The organism is Duganella sp. GW821-FHT07F09 (genome assembly GCF_059418705.1).
Genome location: NZ_JBWKQJ010000002.1, coordinates 380,035 through 399,874 on the forward strand (window position 1 = coordinate 380,035; position 19,840 = coordinate 399,874).

Sequence of the window (19,840 nt, forward strand, 5' to 3'; positions counted from 1 at the left end):
ATAGAAATGAGACTAAGGGATTTTCGCATCGGCTGGCGCCTGCTGCTGCGTCAACCATTCCAATCGGCGGTCGAGCTGCTGGGATTGGCGACCGGCTTCGCGGTCTGCTTCCTGTTGCTCGGGTTTGTGGCTTACTCGTTCAGCTACGACAGCGACGTGCCGCAGCGCGAGCGCGTCTACGTGATCAAACACCGGCTCAACTTCATCCCGCAGCCGCAGTGGATGGAATACACGCCGTTCGCGCTGCGCGAGGTGGCGCTGCGCAGCGGCCTGCCGTTGGAGGCCAGCGTGTGGTGGCCGCACAAGACGACGGCGTCGCTGCAGGGTCGAGCGCGCGAGCTGGAGGTGATGGCGGTCGATCCGGCCTTCGAGCACATCGCCGGTCTGCGGGCGCGGGAAGGCAACCTGCAACAGGCGCTGACCTTGCCCGATGGCTTGGCGGTGACCCACCGGACCGCACTGGCATTGTTCGGCACCATCGACGCCCTGGGCAAGACCGTGGACATCAAGGGTCAAACCTTGCAGGTGCGCGCCGTGCTGGACGATCGGCCCGGCAACAGCACCTTGCAATTCGGCGCGATGGTCGGCATCGGCAGCGCGCTGTGGCCGGACGCGGAGCGCCAGCATTCGCTGTCGAGATGGATGAGCATCGAAGGCCGGATCTACGTCAAGACCGGTGCCGGAGTCAGCGCGACGGCGCTGCAAAAAGTCCTGCAGGATGTCGTCGACCGCGCCCCATGGCAGGAACCGGCAACGCCGGATATGAAGACCATGCCGGATGGACGCAAGATGGTGGACATCGGCCTTGGTCCGCTGGCCGACGCCTACTTCGACCGCAGCGTCGCCAACACCATGGGCGCAGGCCCACGCGGCGACAAGCGCCTGGTGCTGGCCATGGGCGCGGCCGGTTTGCTGATCCTCGCAATTGCTGTAGTCAACTACGTCAACCTGGCGACGGTGCGCACCCTGCGCCGCCAGCGAGAGATCGCCATGCGCCGCGTACTGGGCGCCACCACACGCCAGCTGCTGACGCAGTTCATGGCCGAAGCGGTGCTGCTGTCGGTTGCCGCCGCCGCGCTGGGCATGCTGCTGGCGTGGCTGCTGCTGCCGTTGTTGTCCGAACTACTGGACCGGCGGTTCGACGACGTGTTCACGCCGCTGTCGCTGGCGGCCGGCCTGCTGTCCGGCGTCGTGGTGGGCGCGCTGGCGGGCCTGTATCCCGGCTGGCTGGCGCGCGGCGTCGACATGGGCGCGGCGCTGGCCCACCGCAGCGGCGAGACGGCTGGCGGCGCATGGCTGCGGCGCGTGCTGACGGCATTGCAGTTCGCCACGGCGATGGCGACGGGCAGCGTGGCGCTGGCGATCCTGTGGCAGACGCAGTTCGCCGGCCGCGTGCCGCCGGGCTTCGATCCGGCGCCGTTGCTGGTGGTGGAAATGAGCAAAGGACTGAACGATGCGCGGGCGCGGGCGTTCCGCGACGCCGTCGCGCGCTTGCCGGAGGTGGCGGGCGTGGCGGACAGCCTCTCTGTGCCCGGTCGCGACGACCACACCGGCACACGGGGCAGCACGTCGGTGCGGCGTGCGGACGGCAGTACCGCCGCTTTGACAGTGCAATTCGTCAGTCCCGAGTTCTTCGACGTCTACGACCTGTCCGCCATCGCCGGGCGGCTATTCGACCCGCGCATCGACAACAACGCCGGCAAGGACGGGGAGCGCAATATCGTCATCAACCAGGCGGCGGTGACAGCGCTGGGCTGGAATTCGATGCAACAGGCGCTGGGTCAGCGCCTCCCCGACTCCAACTGGCGCATCGTCGGGGTGGCACCGGACATCCGCTGGTACACCTTGCGTGAACCGGTGGCGCCGACGATGTACCAGCCGGCTGAGAACAGCCGCCTGCTGACGGTGCGGATGCGCGCCGCGCCATCGGCAAGCGGCGCGGCGGATGCACTGGAGCGGGCGATCGCAGCGACGGCGCTGCGCTACTTCCCGACATCCCCGCCGATCATACGGCGCGCCGGCGGGTACCACGCCGAGGCGTATGCCGACGATCTGCGCGTGGCCCGGATGCTCGCCTGCGCCACCGCCGTGGTGTTCGCGCTGGCGGCGTTCGGCATCTACGTGCTGGCCGCGAACAGCGTGCAGCGGCGCGCGCGCGAGATCGTGCTGCGCAAGCTGCATGGCGCCGGCCGCGCGGCCATCGGCGCTCTGGTGGGACGCGAATTCCTGCTGCTGACGGGCGTCGCGGCGGTGATCGGCCTGCCGCCGGCCGCGCTGGCGATCCAGCACTATCTGGCGCCGTTCGTCGAGCGCACGCCGCTGGGCGGATGGGCGCCGGCGGCGGCATTGGCCATCGCGCTATTGATCGTGGCGGCGGCCACCGCCCGTCATACCTTGGCGGCGATGCGCATCTCCCCCGCGAAGGCGTTGCGCGACTAGCAGGCAGGGACGAAAAAAATGGCAGCCATTTTATTGGCTGCCATTTTCATTTCCATGCGCTGCGGATCAATTCACCGACATCAGCTCGATATCGAAGACCAGGTTGGCGTTGGGTGGAATCGTGGTGCCCGATCCGGTCGCGCCGTACCCGAGCGCGGGCGGGATGAACACGGTGCGTTTACCGCCTACCAGCATTCCTTCCGTGCCCCGGCTGAAGCCAGGGATGACACTGCCGGTGCCGGTGACGGTACCAACGGTGAACGTCAAGGTACCGTACGGCGCAGTGGCAGTGGCGCCTGGATCGAAGCGCGCGCCTTTGAGGCTCTCGCGCGTGCCGTCGTAGAAGTAACCGCTGTAGCGCACCGTGACACTCTTGCCAAGGGCGGCGACGGCGCCCGTGCCGGCCGTGACCTCGACGATCTTCAGATCCGTCGGCGGCGCGACGCTAGGCTGCTTGACCACCTTGGTGACGTTGATCAGCCGCAGCTCGTAGACCAGCGGCGAATTGGCCGGAATCCCGGCGTAGGCGATGCCGTTGACCGTTTGCGGGTCGCGCACAGTAGCGCCGTAGGCAAGGTTGGCCGGTAACGTGGCCAGGCGCACACCACCCACGCGCATGCCGACGATGGCCAGGTCCCAGCCGCTCGGTACGATGCCGCCCACGCCCAGCGTGAACGGCGGCGCCGTCGTGCCGCTGTCAATCGAGCTTTCCACTTTGGCGCCGATGCCATCGGCCTTGGTGGCGTCGTACAGGTAGCCGGTGTAGGCCACCGTCACCAGATCGCCTTTTTCCGCCAGCGTGGTGGTGTCGGCGCCGGGGCCGACCGTGACATCCTTGATCGCATACGCCGGCTGCGGCACCACGACCGGATCGGATTTCTTCGAACCGCCACCGCAGGCCGTCAAGATCGCCAGGCAGGCAACAGCAACAATAATGTGAAACTTCGATTTCATGATGACCTTTGATGAATAGTTCATATTCGTGCAAGCTTTTAGGAGCAGAAGTTTAGCAGACGCCAGCTCCTCCGCCCCAAGCACTACATTCGGTTACATCTTTTAGCGCGGTTTGTGTGCTTATATTTCCACTTGCGTGCCAAGTTCGATGACGCGGTTGGGCGGAATCTGGTAGTAGTCGGCCGCGCCACGGGCGTTGCGCGACATCGTCACGAACAGATGCTCGCGCCATGGCGCCATGCCGTGGCCGGGGGTCGAGATGACCGTCTGGCGGGCGATGAAGAACGACGTTTCCATCATCTCGAACGGCAGGCCCAGACACTCGCACTGCGCCAGCACTTTGGGGATATCCGGTTCGTCCTTGAAGCCGTAGAACACATTGACCTGGTAGCACTGGTGTCCCAGGTCGATCACTTTAACCTGCTCGTCCTCCGACACCCAGGGTTCCTCGACGATGTGCACGGTGAAAAACACCACGCGCTCGTGCAGCACCTTGTTGTGCGACAGGTTATGCAGCAGCGCGTGCGGCACGCCGTCGCTTTCGCCGCGCAGGAAAATGGCGGTGCCGTAGACGCGCGCCGGCGGCGCCACGAACAGCGACGACAGGAACTCCTCGAGCGGGATGGCGTGCTTTTGCAGATTCTTGAACACCAGCTCGCGACCGCGCTTCCAGGTCAGCATGATGGTGAACAGGATGATCGCCAGCAGCAGCGGGAACCAGCCGCCGTGGAACAGCTTGAGCGTGCTGGCCGAGAACAGCAGGATGTCGATGACGATGAAGAAACCGGTGGCGCCAAAGCACAGCCACAGCGGCAGGTGCCAGCGGTAGCGGATCACGAAGAAGGTCAGCACGGTGGTGCACAGCATGGTGGCCGTGACCGCGATGCCGTAGGCACCGGCCAGCTTGTCCGACGAGCCGAAGCCGATCACCGCCATCAGCACCACCACCAGCTGCAGCCAGTTGACCGCCGGGATGTAGACCTGGCCGATCTCGGTGGCCGAGGTGTGCAAAATGCGCATGCGCGGCAGCAGGCCCAGCGCGATAGCCTGCTTGGTCATCGAGAAGGTGCCGGAGATGGTCGCCTGCGAGGCGATCACCGCCGCCATCGTCGACAGCACCACCAGCGGGTAGACGCTCCATGAACCCAACTGGTTGAAGAACGGGTTGGACACCGCCTCCGGGTGCGTCAGCAGCAGCGCGCCCTGGCCCAGGTAGTTCAGCGCCAGCGCCGGGAACACGATCAGGAACCAGGCCGCGCGGATCGGTTTTTTGCCGAAGTGGCCCATGTCGGCGTACAACGCCTCGGCGCCGGTGAAGGCCAGCACCACGGCGCCCAGCGCGACGAAGGCGATCATGCGGTTTTCCAGCATAAAGTGGAAGGCGTTCATCGGATTGAGCGCGTACAGGATCTGCGGCGCGGCGACGATGTTGATCACGCCCATGACGGCCAGCGCCAGGAACCAGACCACCATGATCGGCCCGAACCAGCGGCCGATGCCGGCCGTGCCCTGGCTTTGCAGCGCGTACAGCGACACCAGCACGATGATCGACAGCGGGACGATGTACTGTTCCAGGCCCGGCGCGGCCACTTCCAGGCCCTCGATCGCGCCCAGCACCGAGATGGCCGGCGTGATGACGCTGTCGCCGTAGAACATGGTGGCGCCGAACACGCCCACCAGCATCAGCGGAAAGTGCCAGCGCGGCGCGGCCTTGGTGACGGAGTTGAGCGCCAGCGCCATCAGCGCCATGATGCCGCCCTCGCCGCGGTTGTCGGCGCGCAGCACCAGCGTCACGTATTTGAGCGAGACGATCATCGTCAAACCCCAGAAAATCAGCGAGATGATGCCCTGCAGGTTGAATTCGTTCAACACCAGGCCGTGGTCGGGGTCGAAGATGGTTTTGAGGGTGTAGAGGGGGCTGGTACCGATGTCGCCGTAGACGATGCCGACCGCCGCCAAGGTGAGGGCGGCGACACTGCTTTTCTTGTGTTGCTCGGTCAAGATTGCACCTGTTGTTGTTTTGGTGCGTTGCACAATAGGATAACTATTTGCAAAAGGCAAGGAGATTTTGGCATACGGCGGCATTCCAATTAGTCAATATCGCCAGTGTACGCTGCTGTGGCCGCGAGCGCGAGCATGGCGCGCTGGCGGGACGCCGTTGTTGCCCGGCGGCCAGCAAGCGCCGGTTAATTGCGCGATAATGTCGGCCCACCCTCTTTACGCCGCTGCGCACCATGAACCCAGGTATTGTCTACGCCGCCTTCGCGTTCTTTTGCTGGGGACTGTTCCCGTTGTATTTCCACGCGCTGGCCGAGGTGCCGGCGCTGGAAATGCTCGCGCACCGCATGCTGTGGTCGCTGCTGTTCCTGGCCATCGTGCTGACCGCGCGGCGCCAGTGGAAATGGCTGCCGCACACGCTGGGCCGGCCGCGCGTGCTGGCCAGCTTCGTCGCCAGCGCCGTGTTGCTCTCCGCAAACTGGTTCGTTTATATCTGGTCGGTCAACAACGGCCACGTCATCGACGCCAGCCTCGGTTATTTCATCAATCCGCTGGTCAATGTGCTGCTGGGCGTGGTGGTGCTGAAGGAAAAGCTGCGGCGCGCGCAATGGGTGGCGATCGGCGCGGCGGCTTGCGGCGTGCTGTGGCTGACCTGGGTGGCCGGCCAAGTGCCGTGGATTGCCTTAATTTTAGGCATCACCTTCGGCTCCTACGGCCTGCTGCGCAAAACAGCGGCGCTCGCCGCGCTCGAGGGTCTGTCGCTGGAGACGATGATACTGTTCCCGCTAGCCCTGATCTACGTGGTGTGGCTGACGATGAACGGCCAGAACACCTTCGTCAACAGCGAATTCGACAGCACCCGCTGGCTGCTGGCGGCGGCCGGGCCGATCACGGCCATTCCGCTGCTGCTGTTCGCCGCCGGCGCCCGCAAGATTCCGATGGCCGCGCTGGGACTGCTGCAATACCTGTCGCCGACCATGCAGGCGCTGCTGGGCGTGTGGGTGTTCCACGAAGCGTTTCCGCCGGCGCGCTTGATCGGCTTTGTCATCATCTGGGCCGCCCTGGCGCTGTACGTGGCCGAGGGTCTGTGGGCCGGCCGGCGCCGGCCGCAGCCGGCTACCTAGCTACCTGGCGGCGGCCAGCGTCCGGATGATCGTCGCCTGGAATTTTTCCGGTTCATCTTGGTGAATTTGATGCCCGGATTGTTCAAAGAGGTAGAGTTCCTTCCGAGGCGCGTGTAACGCCTCGGCATAGCGGACGGTGATGCTTGTCGACGTCTGGATATCGTTTTTGCCCACCAGGAAGTAGATCGGGCAGTCGGCTTTCTTCAACGACGCGTTCAGATCGATGGCCATCACTTCGTTCCAGACCGGCGACCAGGCTTTCGACCATTGCAGAAAACCCTTCTTGAAGTCGGCGCTTGCCGCGAACGCCTTGCCATCCTTGATGAAGAGCCATTTCCTCAGATGGAAAAGGTCGTCATCTGTTTTAAACGGCAGGCTGACGGCGGCCAGTTCACCGCTGGCGGCGGCGTTGTCCTGGAAGTGAACCCTTAAGGTTTCAAGCAATTCCTTCTCGCTTGCCAACTGGCTGATCACGGGATTGACGGCGAAGTAAGCGCTTAATAGTTCCGGATGGGTTTTGACGATATGAAAACCCAGCACATTCCCCCACGAGCTACCCAACAAATAAATCTTTTGCTGTTTCAGCTCCATCCTGACGAATTGGATGACCTCGAGCGTGTCGCTTTCCATTTGCGCGAGCGATGGCCTGGTGGGAGAAGGATTCAATTTCAGCGTTTTGCCGGCGTCACGCTGATCCCATTGAACAATCGTGAAATGCTTTTTCAGCTGGTCGGTGAAAGCGGCCGCATTATTGATCATTGAACTGCCCGGCCCGCCCGACAAAAAGAGCAGCGCCGGCTTGTTCGCGTCGTCGGTCTTGATCTCGACAACCTGCTTGATGCCGCCGATATCGGGTGTGAAGGACTGGTCGATGTTCACCGGGCCGGCGGTGGACGGCAGCGGCATCAGCGTAGCAATGAAGAGCAAAAATATGGTTTTTATCATGGGTTTATCAGCGCTGGCGGTTATAGGGCGGCACGACTCGGTGCCATGGTACGGTATCGGCACCGTTTGCGACCGTCCGTCGGCCTCGAAGCCGAGCGAAATCGGCTGTTTCGTCGCGGCCGCCGCTTGATCGCCCGCTTGAGGGCCTCGTCGGTGTAGGGCTGATCGCCTTGGATTTGCTGAAACGGGGTGTCCGGATGCGCGCGCGATGTGTCCGGCGCTGTCCGCTGCGCCTATAATGCTGGATACGGATTATCACTTACTCTCTTGAAAGCTCCCCCTGAATGGCAAATTACGTCTATACCATGAACCGCGTGGGCAAAATCGTCCCGCCCAAGCGCCAGATTCTGAAAGATATTTCGCTGTCCTTCTTCCCAGGCGCAAAAATCGGCGTGCTGGGTCTGAACGGATCGGGTAAGTCGACCTTGCTGAAAATTATGGCAGGCATCGACACCGACATCCAGGGCGAAGCCGTGCCGATGCCGGGCCTGAACATCGGCTACCTGCCGCAGGAACCGCAGCTCGATCCCGAAAAAACCGTGCGCCAGGAAGTCGAATCGGGCCTGGGCGAAGTGTTCGAGGCGCAAGCCAAGCTGGAGGCCGTGTACGCCGCCTACGCCGAAGAGGACGCCGACTTCGACGCGCTGGCCACCGAGCAGGCCCGGCTGGAAGCGATCATCTCGACCTCCGACGGCGGCAACCTGAACCTGCAACTGGAAATGGCCGCCGACGCGCTGCGCCTGCCGCCATGGGACGCCAAGATCGGCGTGCTGTCGGGCGGCGAGAAGCGCCGCGTGGCGCTGTGCAAATTGCTGCTGTCCAAGCCGGACATGCTGCTGCTCGACGAACCGACCAACCACCTGGACGCCGAGTCCGTCGAATGGCTGGAGCAATTCCTGCTGCGCTTCCCGGGCACCGTGGTCGGCATCACCCACGATCGCTACTTCCTCGACAACGCCGCCGAATGGATCCTGGAACTGGACCGCGGCCATGGCATTCCATGGAAGGGCAACTACTCGTCGTGGCTGGACCAGAAGGCCAACCGCCTGAAGCAGGAAGAATCGACCGAATCGGCCCGTCAAAAAGCGCTGGCCAAGGAATTGGAATGGTCGCGCCAGAATCCGAAGGCGCGCCAGGCCAAGTCGAAGGCCCGTCTGGCCCGCTTCAACGAGCTGAGCGAGTACGAATACCAGAAGCGCAACGAGACCCAGGAAATCTTCATCCCGGTGGCCGAGCGTCTGGGTAACGAAGTGATCGAGTTCAAGAACGTGTCGAAGGCGTTCGGCGACCGCCTGCTGATGGACAACATTTCGTTCACGATCCCGCCTGGCGCCATCGTCGGCATCATCGGTCCGAACGGCGCCGGTAAGTCGACCCTGTTCAAGATGGTGGCCGGCCTGGACAAGCCCGACAGCGGCGAAGTGGTCATCGGCCAGACCGCCCGCGTCTCGCTGGTGGACCAGAACCGCGACACCCTGAGCGACAGCAAGAGCGTGTTCGAGGACGTCTCCGGCGGCGCCGACATGCTGACCGTCGGCCGCTTCGACATGCCGTCGCGCGCCTACCTGGGCCGCTTCAACTTCAAGGGTTCGGACCAGCAGAAGATCGTCGGCAACCTGTCCGGCGGTGAGCGCGGCCGCCTGCACCTGGCCAAGACCCTGCTCAAGGGCGGCAACGTGCTGCTGCTCGATGAACCGTCGAACGACCTGGACATCGAAACCTTGCGCGCGCTTGAAGACGCGCTGCTCGAATTCGCCGGCTCCGTGCTGGTGATCTCCCACGATCGCTGGTTCCTGGACCGTATCGCCACGCACATCCTGGCGTTCGAGGGCAACTCGCAGGTGACCTTCTTCGACGGTAACTATCAGGAATACGAAGCCGACAAGAAGAAACGCCTCGGCGAGGAAGGCGCCAAGCCGAAGCGTATCCGTTACAAACCGCTGACCGTGTAAGCACGGCGGTGTAAACGACAAAAGGCCACCTCGCGGTGGCCTTTTTCATATCCGATCGTTCAGTTAGAACGCGTAACGCAGACCCGCCGTCACAGCGCCGCTCTTGCGACCGGTGTCGATGTCGTTCTTGCCGTAGTTTTCATATTCCAGCGAGACTTTGACGTTTTTGTTGACGGCGTATTCAGCACCGACCGACGCGTACAGCGCGGTCTTGTCCTTGTCGCCGCTCACCGACGAGAAACCGGTGGTGGTCACTTCATTGGTGTTGCGTGCCACGCCCAGCTTGCCGAACAGCGCGATCTGCTGGTTCACAGGCCACGTGCCCTTGCCGGCCAGGTAGTAGGAGTGCGCATCGGTGCGGATACCGCCAGGCAGGCCGTTCGACGTGTAGTTGTACGACTTTTTACCGAAGTCGGTGTAGCCCGCTTCCACAGCCCAGGTCTGGTCGATGTTGTAACCGCCGTAGACCTTGCCGCCGGCCTTGTAGCCGCTGTGGTTGTCGCCGCTCAGCGCGTTGGGCGCGTTGAACTCGTAACGGCTGCCGACCACGCCGGCGCCGATGTAACCGGTGCCAGCGTCATCGGCGAAGGCGGAAGTGGCGCTCATGGCGGCAGCGGAAGCGACTAATGCGAACAGAATTTTTTTCATGATATCGATCTTTCAGCAAAATGATTGAAGTGGGACTTGCTTGGGATCGCAGTTCTTTGAATTGCGATGTGTTCAAGATAGCACTGCAACCATCAGCCGTCACGACCGAATTAGTAAGAAGTGTGACCAAGTGTAAGCCATATGTTTCATGGTATAATCGACGCTTCGCCAAACTTAAGCGAGGCTTAAGAAAGTTCCCGAGGCCTTGAATTACCGCTCAGGAAATCAAGCGGAAGGTCAGGTTGATGCGCGGCCCGCGCGGCGTGCGTTCCTTATTGATGCCATGCAGCCAGTGCTGCTGCAAGGTGCCGGCCATCAACAGCAGGCAGCCGTCGCCCAGCGCCAGCTTGACGGTCTTCGGCAGGCGTCGGTGCTTGAGGATGAAGGTACGCGGCGCGCCGAAACTGACCGAGGCGACGGCCGGCTCCGGTCCCAGTTCGCGCTCGTCGTCGGCGTGGAAGCCCATGCTGTCGCGCTCGTCCCGGTAGTAGTTCAGCAGCACGCTGTTGAAACGCCGTCCCGTGGCCCGCTCGACCGCCTCCTTGATGTGCAGTTGCAGCGGCGTGAACGGCAGCGGATGGAAGGTCTTGCCGGAATAACGATAGCTCGCCTCGCCGTGCCAGGCCGTCAGGCGCGGCTGCATGTGCAGCTTGCCCCAGACCTGCACCTGTTCGTGGCGCCAGTCGGTCTCGTCGAGCAGGCGTCGCATGACTTCGGCCGGCGGCCAGTCCAGCGCCAGCCGCTGCTGAAACCACAGTTCGCCATCCTCGATCGGGATCGGTGTCAGGGCGGCGTCGTCGGCGAATAAGTCCATGCGCGGTATGATACCGGCACTACGCGATCGAGGAGAATTCCGCATGAAAAAACGCCAGTTCCTGGGCACCGCCGTCGCCGGCGGCTTGGCCGCGGCCTTGCCTGCCGGCGCCGCCTCCCCCGCCGCCACCGGCCCCGCATTGCTGACCGTCACCGGCGCCATCGGCAAGCCGAATCGTGGCAAGTTCGATCCGGTGCGCGACCAGATGATGTTCAAGCAAAAGCTGGGTTTCGATAAGGCGCACGCGTTCACGTTCGCGGCGCTGGCCGCGCTGCCGGCCGTCACCATCAAACCGACCCTGGAGTACGACGCCAAGGCGCACACGCTGAGCGGCCCGCTGCTGCTGGACGTGGTCAAGGCGGCCGGCGGCGCGCTCGGCGACAACGTCAAGCTGGTGCTGCGGGCGGTGGACGGCTATGCGGCCTCGGTCACGATGGCGCAGGCGCGCGCGCAGCGCTACATCGTCGCCACCCACATGGACGGGGTGGCGATGGCGCTGGGCGGACTCGGTCCGCTATGGGCGATTTACGATGCCGACAAGGTGCCCGACATGGCAGGCAAGCCGCTGCCGGAGCGGTTTGGTTCCTGCCCGTGGGCCTTGTATCACATCGAGGTGGTGGCGTGACGCCGCGCGGAAGATTTTAAGCGTAGGCTTCGGCCAGGGTCATCACGCGCGGCGCGATGGTGATGCCGATGCCGCTGAACAGCGCGGTGATGGCGGCCATGTTGGCTTCCATTTCCTCGGCCTTCCAACCCTGGAACAGGTCGGTGCCGTCCTTCTGGAAGTGCAGGTCCAGTACCTTGCCGCGGTCCTTGTGGGTGTAGCCGCCGCTATAGGTGTTCTTGAAGCCCATCGCGGCCAGCGCGGCCAGCACTTCGGTCGGCGGATTGTCAGGATCGGTGGCCATGAAGACGCCAAAGGTCTTGCCTGGCGGCTTGGCGGCGATGTCGACGTCGTAAATGCCTGGCGCCTTCGTGACGGTCGTACTTTTCAAAAATAACATGTTCTTACCCCTATCCAATTGGCGCCGGCTGCAGTCCTGCTGACGTGTTGTATTGTGTACTTCTTGATTCTCAAAGAAAACATTCTGAGAAACAAGCTTATTGCGAATTGCCGCGTTTGTCGACAAATCCCGCCACTTATTTGTGAATTCGTACCAATAAAACTGCAACGCATGACCACGGACGGCGCCGGACCACCGGCAACCCTGTCTAAAATATAGTTGTTATGTAGTAATTTGCAAGGAGATAAGGGCCGAAGCGTGCGGCGCGCGCCGGTCAGGGCAACTTTTGATGTTTTCTGCGCGCCAGGGCGGCCGTCGGCGCCACCAGCGCCTGGTACAACCCGCCGGTGTCGGCGTCCCAACCGGCCACGGCGCGTTGCTGGCGGGCCACCGTGGCCATGTCGCCACGCGCGATCGGCCCGCTCAGCGCGGCGGCGGCGCCCAGACGGAACACATTGGCCATCGATTCGGACGCCAGCGGCTGCGCCATTTGCCGCGCCACCGGCTCCGGTACGCCGGCGGCCTGGTAGGCGCGCAGCGCGGCGTCCAGCACCGTCACCAGGTAGTTGCTGGCGAAGACGGCGGCCGCGTGGTACACGGTCTTGGCCGACGCCTCGATCGGCACCGGCTGCGCGCCGATCGCCGTCAAGGCCGGCGTGAGCAGCGCCAGCGCGCCGGCATCGCCCTCGATGCCGCAAAAAGTGCCGGTGAATTGCGCGGCCACCGCCGACGGGTCGGCGAAGCTGCGGATCGGGTGCACGCTGGCGACCAGCGCGCCGGCGTCCCGCGCGGTCCGCAATTGGTCCGACGCCAGCGCGCCGCTGCAGTGGAACACCACGCTGCCGGCCAGCGGCACGGCCCGGGCCAACGCTGCACAGGCGTCGGCGATCTGGTCGTCGCCGACGGCCAGCACGTGCACCGCCGCCGGTTGCAACTGCTCGTAGCGCTCGACCGCGTCGCCGGCGCCGATGAAGGCCACGCCGTCGCGGGCGGACGCCACGGAGCGCGTCAGCACCTGCTGGATAGTGAAGCAGCCGTTTTCCGCGAACAGGCGCCCCAGCACGCGGCCCACATGTCCGGCGCCGATCAGGTTGAACCCCGGCGTCATCAGAATCCCGATCCCGGCTGCTGGAGATAGGCCTGTTCTTCAGCGGTCGACGGCCTGTTGAGGATCGCGTTCCGGTGCGGGAAGCGGCCGAAGCGGCCAATCACCTCGCGGTGGCGCTGCGCGTAATCGAGCATGCCGGCGATGCCCTTGAGGGTGGCTTCCGATGCCACATCGCGTTCTTCGCTCTCCATGCCCGTGTAGAGCGCCACGGCCAGCTCCTGCATCGCCATGTCCTCGGCGTGCTCGAAAGGCAGGTAGACAAACGCGCGCTGCAACGGCGGCAGCGCCACGTCCTGCCCGGCGTCGACCATCGCCTGCGCCGCTTGCAGCGCCAGCGCGTCGCCGGCGAAGGCCTGGGGCGTGCCGCGATGGACGTTGCGGGTGAACTGGTCGAGCACCAATATTCGCGCCAGTTGCGATTGCGGACCTTCCGCGTCCCATTCCAGCAGGCCGCCGGCCAGCGCCTGATCGATCAGCGTGCCGAAACGGCTGCTGATTTCACGGTCGAAGGCGTCGTCCTTCTGGAACCACTCGCGGCGCGGGGCGTCGGACGGCTGGCCCGGTCCCGGCTGGAACCAGAAATCGAATACGGCTTGGGCTTGTTCGTTCATGATCTTAGTTCCTTGCGTGCGACAGCTGGAAGCTGTGGATGCCGTCGAAAGCGGCCAGTTCGGCCGACAGCACCGCCATCGGCGCGCCACTGCGCTTGCTCAACGCGATGGCGACGAAGCGCCATTCCTGCTGGCCGCCGTCGCTGCCGATCATCAGCGAACCGCCGGCGATCTCGTAACCGCGCTGCAGCGCCATCGCCCTAAGCGCCGGCTCCTGCGGCATATAGCCGGCCTTGAAGCGCATCGTGATCGCGATCGCATGCCGCGACGGCAGCCAGGCTTCCACGCGGGTCAGGAAGACCATCGATCCGGCGCACAATATCGCCAGGCCGATCGCGCCCAGATAAAAGCCCACGCCCACCATCACGCCGATCACCGACGAAGCCCAGATCGACGCCGCCGTCGTCAGGCCGCTGATGTTGAAGCCTTCGCGCATGATCACGCCGGCGCCGAGGAAGCCGATGCCGGTGACGATGCCCTGGATGATGCGGGTCGGGTCGGAATTGATCAGATACTGCGACACGTGGCCGCCGAACCAGTGTCCCGGATAACCGCCGATGACGGTGAGCGCGGCGGAGGCCATGCACACCAGGCCATAGGTGCGCATGCCGGCCGCGCGGCCGTGGTAGGAGCGCTCGTAGCCCACCATCAGCCCCAGTGCCAGCGCACCCAGTAGATTCAACAGGATCACGGCGTTGGTCGCCAGTTCGGCGTGCGACCAGTAGGCACTCAGGAAATCGATGGCGGGCATGTCGAGCCTTTATTCTTTGGGTGCTTTTTTAACGAGCTGCTTTTCAAACGCCACATCGAGCTTGCTGACGCGCCGTGGCGGGCCGGGCGAGATGCCGTTGACGAAGGCGACGAAATCGTCGAGCTCCAACGGCGCGCACAGCGGCGGCAGGCCGGGGCCCTCGGTCAGGAAGAAGTGGCCGCTGCCGGTGCGCGACATCGAATACTTGGCGTTGCCGCTGCGGACCTTGAGGCGGTCGACGGCCGACGTGGCCCGGGTTGCGCGGCCGCTCATAGCGCCACCGTGCGGTTTTCCAGCCAGGCCAGCGCGTCGCCGGACAGCAGCGGCAGCAAACGGCTGCGCACCGTGGCGTGGTAGTCGTTGAGCCAGCGCTTTTCGTCGTCGCGCAGCAGCGAGGTCTCGATGCAGCGGGTGTCGATCGGGCACAGGGTCAGCGTCTCGAACTGCAGGAAGTCGCCGAAATCGGTCTGGCCGGCGGGGCGGTTGAGCACCAGGTTTTCAATCCGGATGCCCCATTTGCCCGGGCGGTAAAGGCCCGGTTCTATCGATGTAATCATGCCTGGTTCCATAGCGGTGTGCGGCTCCGGCATCGCCGATTGCGAGATCGACTGCGGGCCTTCGTGCACGTTGAGGAAATAGCCGACGCCATGGCCGGTGCCGTGGCCGAAATCGAGCCCTTCGGCCCATAGCGGCGCGCGGGCGATGGCGTCGAGCATCGGGGATTTGGTCCCGCGCGGGAAGCGCGCGGACGACAGCGCGATGACGCCCTTAAGCACCAAGGTGAAGTCGCGTTTATGTTCGGCGGTGATGTCGCCGACGGCGACCACGCGCGTGATATCGGTGGTGCCGCCCAAATACTGGCCGCCCGAATCGATCAGCAGCAGGCCGTCGCCTTCGATCACCGCGTGATTCGCCTCGCTGGCGCGGTAGTGCATGATCGCGCCGTTGGCGCGGAAACCGGCGATGGTGGCGAAGCTCGAACTGATAAAGCCTGGCCGGCGCGCGCGCGCCGCCGTGATGTGGTGGTCGATCGCCACTTCGGTCAGCGGGGCGCGCCGCGCATCGGCCAGCGTTTGCTCCAGCCACGTGAAGAACTCGCACAGCGCGGCGCCGTCCTGCTCCATCGTCGCGCGGATGTGGCTTGCATCCTGCTCGCTCTTTTGCGATTTGGCGAACGTGGTCGGGTTGACCGCCTCGATCACGCGGACTTCCGCCGGCACGCACTGGCGGGTGCCGAAGGTGACACGGCGCGGGTCGATCAACAAGGTGGCATCGAGCGGCAAGTCGGCCAGCGCCCCGGCGACGGCGCCGTAGGGTGCTATATAGATATCTTGTTCCGCCAGTTGGCTGGCCAGTTCGGCGGCGATCTTGCCGTCGGCGACGAACAATGTCGCGCGGGTCGGCGTGATCAACGCGTGCGCCAGAAAGACGGGATTGAAATTGACGTCGGCGCCGCGCAGGTTGAATAAATAGGCGATATCGTCCAGGGTCGAGATCAGGTGCCGGTCGGCGCCCAACCGCTGCATCGCGTCGCGCAGCTCGGCCAGTTTGGCGGTTCGGCTTTTCGACGCGTACGGCGGCTGGTGTTCGTAGACCGGCGCGGCCGGCAGCGCGGGACGATCGGGCCAGATCTCGTCGAGCGGATCGAGGTCGGTGCGCAGGGTGACGCCCTTGGCCTCCAGCGCCTGCAGCAGCAGGCGCGCGATCGCCAGGCCCAGTACCGCGCCGTCCACGGCCAAGCTCTGGCCGGCTTGCAGATTGGCGGCCAGCCAGTCGACATACTGCACGCTGGCGCCGGAGGTGAGCTTCATCAGCTGGATAGCGGTGCCGGCCAGCTCTTGCTCGGCCTGGGTCCAGTAGCGGGCGTCGGTCCAGACGCCGGCAAAATCGGCGGTGATGATGAAGGTGCCGACCGAGCCGGTGAAACCGGACAGCCATTCGCGGCCCTTCCAGCGGGCCGGCAGGTACTCCGACAGGTGGGGATCGGCAGACGGCACCATCAACGCGTCGATGCCGCGCCGACGCATCGCCGCCCGCAACAGCGCCAGGCGCTCGGTGACGTGGGTGGTATCTGAAGTATCCATGGGTAGCTTGAATCCGGTGCGCCGCCGGTGCGGCATAGCTTGTCGCTATGATACCGCGATTGCTCGAGCCCTGGTTTCCAACTACTGCGCCATGAAAAATTCAGTCTGATAACGTGCGAATAAAATACACGTCAGACGCGTAAGAAACTCGAAACGAAAGCAAGTATTGTCGGTTGCGGTTTTGAGTTGACGAAACACAATGGACCAATCTTCCTCCCCGGTCATGTGCGGGTCAGCGCACTGCAAGCGATACAGAGACGCCAGAAGTCATCTGAACCACGTAGGGCGGATTAGCGGAGCGTAATCCGCCAAGCTCCGTCGGAGACGTATCCAGCGAGGTCAACAGGAATTTTCATAAAGCGCCTTAACAAGCGACGATCTCACAAATAATATGTTCGATATAACCGACGTTAAAAACCATCCAAATTGATGGAAAATAGGCTGATCCCGTGAAAACCGATACCAAACAACAGTGCTCAGGCGAAATAATAACATTCGCCACCTCCACGCAATCAAATAACTTAACCCTCCACTGCCCTATCAAAGCGCAAAACCATCGCAAAAAAGACGTCCCCGCCGTAGAACGAATTTCCCGGAAGATCATGCCAATTTTCAGCACGTAGCCGCCAATTTCCGGCACGAGCGCCTAGGCTTCGTAACGCCGCAGGCCTTCCAGATCGAGTATGCGGATGCCGCCATAGTCGACGCGCAGCAGGCCTTGTTTCTCCAGCAGATGCAAGGCCTGATGCGCGCGCTGGCGCGATGCGCCGGAAAGCAGGCCCAATTCTTCCTGCGATATTTGAATCAATTTTTCCAGGCCGGGATAGAGATGGGAATTAAACATCGACGCCAGGCATCGGGCCACGCGGGTATCTGGATTTAGCAACCGGTCGTTCTCTACCATGCCGATAAACTGACCGAGACGTTCGTTCAATTGCATCAGCAGGAATCGGGTAAAAGGGAGACTTGAATCCAGCAACCACATAAATGTGGAAGCCGGCATGCGCGCGATACGGGCATCGCGCAAAGCCATCGCATCGTATTTTAGAATCTCGTTCTTTAATATGGAACCTTCTCCAAACCAGCCACCGGCCGGCACACCGGTAAAAGTCACGCTTTTACCGGAGCGCGAGAAATTATTCATTTTAACCATGCCGTCGATAATACCGAGCCAATTCTCGACCATATCCCCTTTACGGCAAACATAACCGCCTTTCGGGACGAAGGTCTCAAAGGTATCGGCCTCGACGCGCGCCATTTGTTCCGGCGTCAGGCTTTGCGCCCAAATTGCCGAACGTAAAGCTGCTTTCAGGGAAAGATGTTGATCAGACATTATTGCGTCGCACCATAGAAAAGTCGGTCAATTGTCATCGAAACGACAACACAGGTCTTTGCGGCAGGCTAATATCATCACACAAGAAGCTGTACACAAGTACAAGAAAAGCAACCGGAGACAACTGGTGCAAAACAATCAAGAGACTTTTCCTCGCCGCCTGCTCGCGCACGGCCAGCTCAGACCCGGCAAACCCGCGTTCCGCGAAAAACACCTGGGTATCTGGCAAAGCTGGAACTGGGCGCAGGTGAACGATGAAGTGCGCGCGCTGGCCTGCGGGCTGGCGGCGCTGGGGTTCGAACGCGGCATGAACCTGGCCATCATCGGCGACAACCGCCCCCGCCTTTATTGGGCCATGCTGGCCGCGCAATGCCTCGGCGGCGTGCCGGTGCCGCTGTACCAGGACGCGCCGGCCGCCGACATGGCCTACGTATTGGAAAACGCGGAAATCCACTACGCCATCGTCGAAGACCAGGAGCAAGTCGACAAACTGATGGAATTGCAAACGTTGTATCCGCATATCCGCCACATCGCTTACGACGACGAACGCGGCATGCGCCACTACCGCCAGCCAGGCTTGCTGTCCTTCGCCCGCCTGCAGGAGCTGGGGCGCGACTGGGACAAAGTCCATCCCGGCATGTTCGACGCCGCCGTCGATGCCGGCCAAGGTGGCGACAACGCCATCATCCTCTACACCTCCGGCACCACCGGCAAGCCGAAAGGCGTGTGCCAGACCCACGCCGCGCTGATCGCGGCCGGCACCGGCGGCGTCGGTTTCGAGAACCTCACCGACGCCGAAGACATCCTGTCCTATCTGCCGATGGCGTGGGTGGGCGACTGCCTGTTCTCCTTCGCGCAGGCGATGACGGCCGGTTTCACCGTCAACTGCCCGGAATCCGGCGACACCGTCATGACCGACATGCGCGAAATCGGCCCTACTTATTACTTCGCCCCGCCGCGCGTGTTCGAGAACATGCTCACCACCGTGATGATAAGGATGGAGGACGCCGGCGCCATCAAGCGCACCATGTTCCATTACTTTATGGCCGTGGCGCGCCGCAGCGGCGCGGCGATCCTGGACGGCAAAGCGGTGCCGCTGGCAGACCGCCTGTCGTACGCGCTGGGCCGGGTGCTGGTTTACGGGCCGCTGAAAAACGTGCTGGGATTGTCGCGCGTGCGGGTCGCCTACACCGCCGGCGCCGCGATAGGACCCGATCTGTTCCGCTTCTATCGCTCCATCGGCGTCAATCTGAAGCAGTTTTACGGCTCGACCGAAACCTGCGCCTACATTTGCCTGCAACCGGACGGCCAGATCAAATTCGACAGCGTTGGCCTGCCGGCGCCCGGCGTGGAGGTCAAGCTGGCCGACAACGGCGAGGTGCTGGTTAAATCGCCAACACTGATGGATTGCTATTACAAGCGCCCAGACGCCACGCGCGAGGCGATCGACGCGCAGGGCTACTTCCACACCGGCGACGCCGGCTTGTTCGATCCCGAAGGCCATTTGAAAATCATCGACCGCGCGGCCGACGTGGGCCGGATGAACGGCGGCGCCATCTTCGCGCCGAACTACATCGAAAATAAACTCAAGTTCTTCCCGTTCATCAAAGAGGCGGTGGCGTTCGGCCATGAGCGCGACGAAGTTTGCGCCTTCATCAATATCGACATCGAGGCCGTGGGTAACTGGGCGGAGCGGCGCGGCATCGCCTATTCCGGCTACACGGACCTGGCGGCGCATCCGCAAGTCTATGGCCTGATCCGCGACTGCATCGAACAGGTCAATGCCGATCTGGCCGCCGAGCCGATGATGGGCGACACGCAGATCCACCATTATCTGGTGCTGCACAAGGAGCTCGATCCCGACGACGACGAGTTGACGCGCACCCGCAAGGTGCGGCGCAAATTCATCGCCGAGAAATACGCGGTGCTGATCGGCGCACTGTACGGCGGCAAAACGTCGCAATACATCGAGACGCAGGTGAAGTTTGAGGATGGCCGAACGGGCCTGGTGGCGGCGGATCTGAAGATAGAACGCTGCAAGACCTTCCCTGCGGTCCAAGCAGCGGCATGACGGA

General features: G+C 63.1%; 17 protein-coding genes. 5 read left to right on the top strand and 12 right to left on the bottom strand.

All coding sequences use genetic code 11. The features are described from left to right. Positions 1–6: 6 nt before the first annotated feature. Positions 7–2,439, top strand: coding sequence for an ABC transporter permease (locus AC07P1_RS06735; RefSeq protein ID WP_494695058.1), 2,433 nt, complete (start codon positions 7–9; stop codon positions 2,437–2,439). 66 nt (positions 2,440–2,505) lie between these two features. Here the strand turns inward: AC07P1_RS06735 and AC07P1_RS06740 are convergent, their stop codons facing one another. Both AC07P1_RS06740 and AC07P1_RS06745 read right to left on the bottom strand, forming a co-directional pair. Further along, on the bottom strand, positions 2,506–3,393 hold the full coding sequence (locus tag AC07P1_RS06740; protein ID WP_494695059.1) for an FKBP-type peptidyl-prolyl cis-trans isomerase: 888 nt from the start codon (positions 3,391–3,393) through the stop codon (positions 2,506–2,508). A gap of 120 nt (positions 3,394–3,513) precedes the next feature. Then, a complete protein-coding gene (locus AC07P1_RS06745) occupies positions 3,514–5,394 on the bottom strand; it encodes a potassium transporter Kup (protein ID WP_494695060.1) in 1,881 nt (626 codons plus the stop codon). Positions 5,395–5,627: 233 nt separating this feature from the next. Here AC07P1_RS06745 and rarD point away from each other — a divergent pair, with 233 nt between their 5' ends. Beyond that, the gene (gene rarD, locus AC07P1_RS06750; RefSeq protein WP_494695061.1) at positions 5,628–6,515 is read left to right on the top strand and encodes an EamA family transporter RarD; all 888 of its coding nucleotides are present in this window, start codon (positions 5,628–5,630) and stop codon (positions 6,513–6,515) included. On the opposite strand, the gene AC07P1_RS06755 is transcribed toward rarD, so the two are convergent. Next, positions 6,516–7,460, bottom strand: coding sequence for an alpha/beta fold hydrolase (locus tag AC07P1_RS06755; RefSeq protein ID WP_494695062.1), 945 nt, complete (start codon positions 7,458–7,460; stop codon positions 6,516–6,518). A 284-nt stretch (positions 7,461–7,744) separates the two neighbouring features. On the opposite strand from AC07P1_RS06755, the gene ettA reads away from it, so the two are divergent. After that, positions 7,745–9,412 carry an energy-dependent translational throttle protein EttA gene (gene ettA / locus AC07P1_RS06760; RefSeq protein WP_494695063.1) on the top strand — a complete coding sequence of 556 codons (1,668 nt, stop codon included), beginning with the start codon at positions 7,745–7,747 and terminating at the stop codon, positions 9,410–9,412. Between the two features lie 63 nt (positions 9,413–9,475). Here ettA and AC07P1_RS06765 read toward each other — a convergent pair whose 3' ends face one another. Together AC07P1_RS06765 and AC07P1_RS06770 are read right to left on the bottom strand one after the other, a co-directional pair. Beyond that, the gene (locus tag AC07P1_RS06765) at positions 9,476–10,060 is read right to left on the bottom strand and encodes an outer membrane beta-barrel protein (RefSeq protein WP_315221216.1); all 585 of its coding nucleotides are present in this window, start codon (positions 10,058–10,060) and stop codon (positions 9,476–9,478) included. Positions 10,061–10,277: 217 nt separating this feature from the next. Continuing rightward, positions 10,278–10,874 (bottom strand): alpha-ketoglutarate-dependent dioxygenase AlkB family protein, encoded by a 597-nt coding sequence (locus AC07P1_RS06770; protein WP_494695064.1) that lies wholly within the window; start codon positions 10,872–10,874, stop codon positions 10,278–10,280. A gap of 43 nt (positions 10,875–10,917) precedes the next feature. Here AC07P1_RS06770 and AC07P1_RS06775 point away from each other — a divergent pair, with 43 nt between their 5' ends. After that, entirely contained in the window at positions 10,918–11,499 is a 582-nt protein-coding gene (locus tag AC07P1_RS06775) for a putative pterin-binding protein (protein WP_494695065.1), read from the top strand. A gap of 16 nt (positions 11,500–11,515) precedes the next feature. Here the strand turns inward: AC07P1_RS06775 and AC07P1_RS06780 are convergent, their stop codons facing one another. The 7 genes from AC07P1_RS06780 to AC07P1_RS06810 all read right to left on the bottom strand — a co-directional run bounded on the left by AC07P1_RS06780 (position 11,516) and on the right by AC07P1_RS06810 (position 17,765). Beyond that, on the bottom strand, positions 11,516–11,878 hold the full coding sequence (locus AC07P1_RS06780; RefSeq protein WP_090324042.1) for a hypothetical protein: 363 nt from the start codon (positions 11,876–11,878) through the stop codon (positions 11,516–11,518). Positions 11,879–12,152: 274 nt separating this feature from the next. Then, positions 12,153–12,986 (bottom strand): Rossmann-like and DUF2520 domain-containing protein, encoded by an 834-nt coding sequence (locus tag AC07P1_RS06785; RefSeq protein ID WP_494695066.1) that lies wholly within the window; start codon positions 12,984–12,986, stop codon positions 12,153–12,155. After that, positions 12,986–13,597, bottom strand: coding sequence for a DUF924 family protein (locus AC07P1_RS06790; protein WP_494695067.1), 612 nt, complete (start codon positions 13,595–13,597; stop codon positions 12,986–12,988). Before AC07P1_RS06790 ends, AC07P1_RS06785 begins: the two co-directional genes overlap by 1 nt. Positions 13,598–13,601: 4 nt before the next feature. Then, positions 13,602–14,348 (bottom strand): MgtC/SapB family protein, encoded by a 747-nt coding sequence (locus AC07P1_RS06795; protein WP_494695068.1) that lies wholly within the window; start codon positions 14,346–14,348, stop codon positions 13,602–13,604. Between the two features lie 9 nt (positions 14,349–14,357). Further along, positions 14,358–14,621, bottom strand: a complete 264-nt coding sequence (locus AC07P1_RS06800; RefSeq protein WP_494695069.1) for a hypothetical protein — start codon at positions 14,619–14,621, stop codon at positions 14,358–14,360. After that, on the bottom strand, positions 14,618–16,432 hold the full coding sequence (locus AC07P1_RS06805; protein WP_494695070.1) for an aminopeptidase P family protein: 1,815 nt from the start codon (positions 16,430–16,432) through the stop codon (positions 14,618–14,620). Before AC07P1_RS06805 ends, AC07P1_RS06800 begins: the two co-directional genes overlap by 4 nt. Before the next feature lie 646 nt (positions 16,433–17,078). Then, positions 17,079–17,765 carry a Crp/Fnr family transcriptional regulator gene (locus AC07P1_RS06810; protein WP_494695071.1) on the bottom strand — a complete coding sequence of 229 codons (687 nt, stop codon included), beginning with the start codon at positions 17,763–17,765 and terminating at the stop codon, positions 17,079–17,081. 124 nt (positions 17,766–17,889) lie between these two features. Between AC07P1_RS06810 and AC07P1_RS06815 the strand changes: the two genes are divergently transcribed. After that, a complete protein-coding gene (locus tag AC07P1_RS06815; RefSeq protein WP_494695370.1) occupies positions 17,890–19,836 on the top strand; it encodes an AMP-binding protein in 1,947 nt (648 codons plus the stop codon). Positions 19,837–19,840 lie beyond the last annotated feature (4 nt).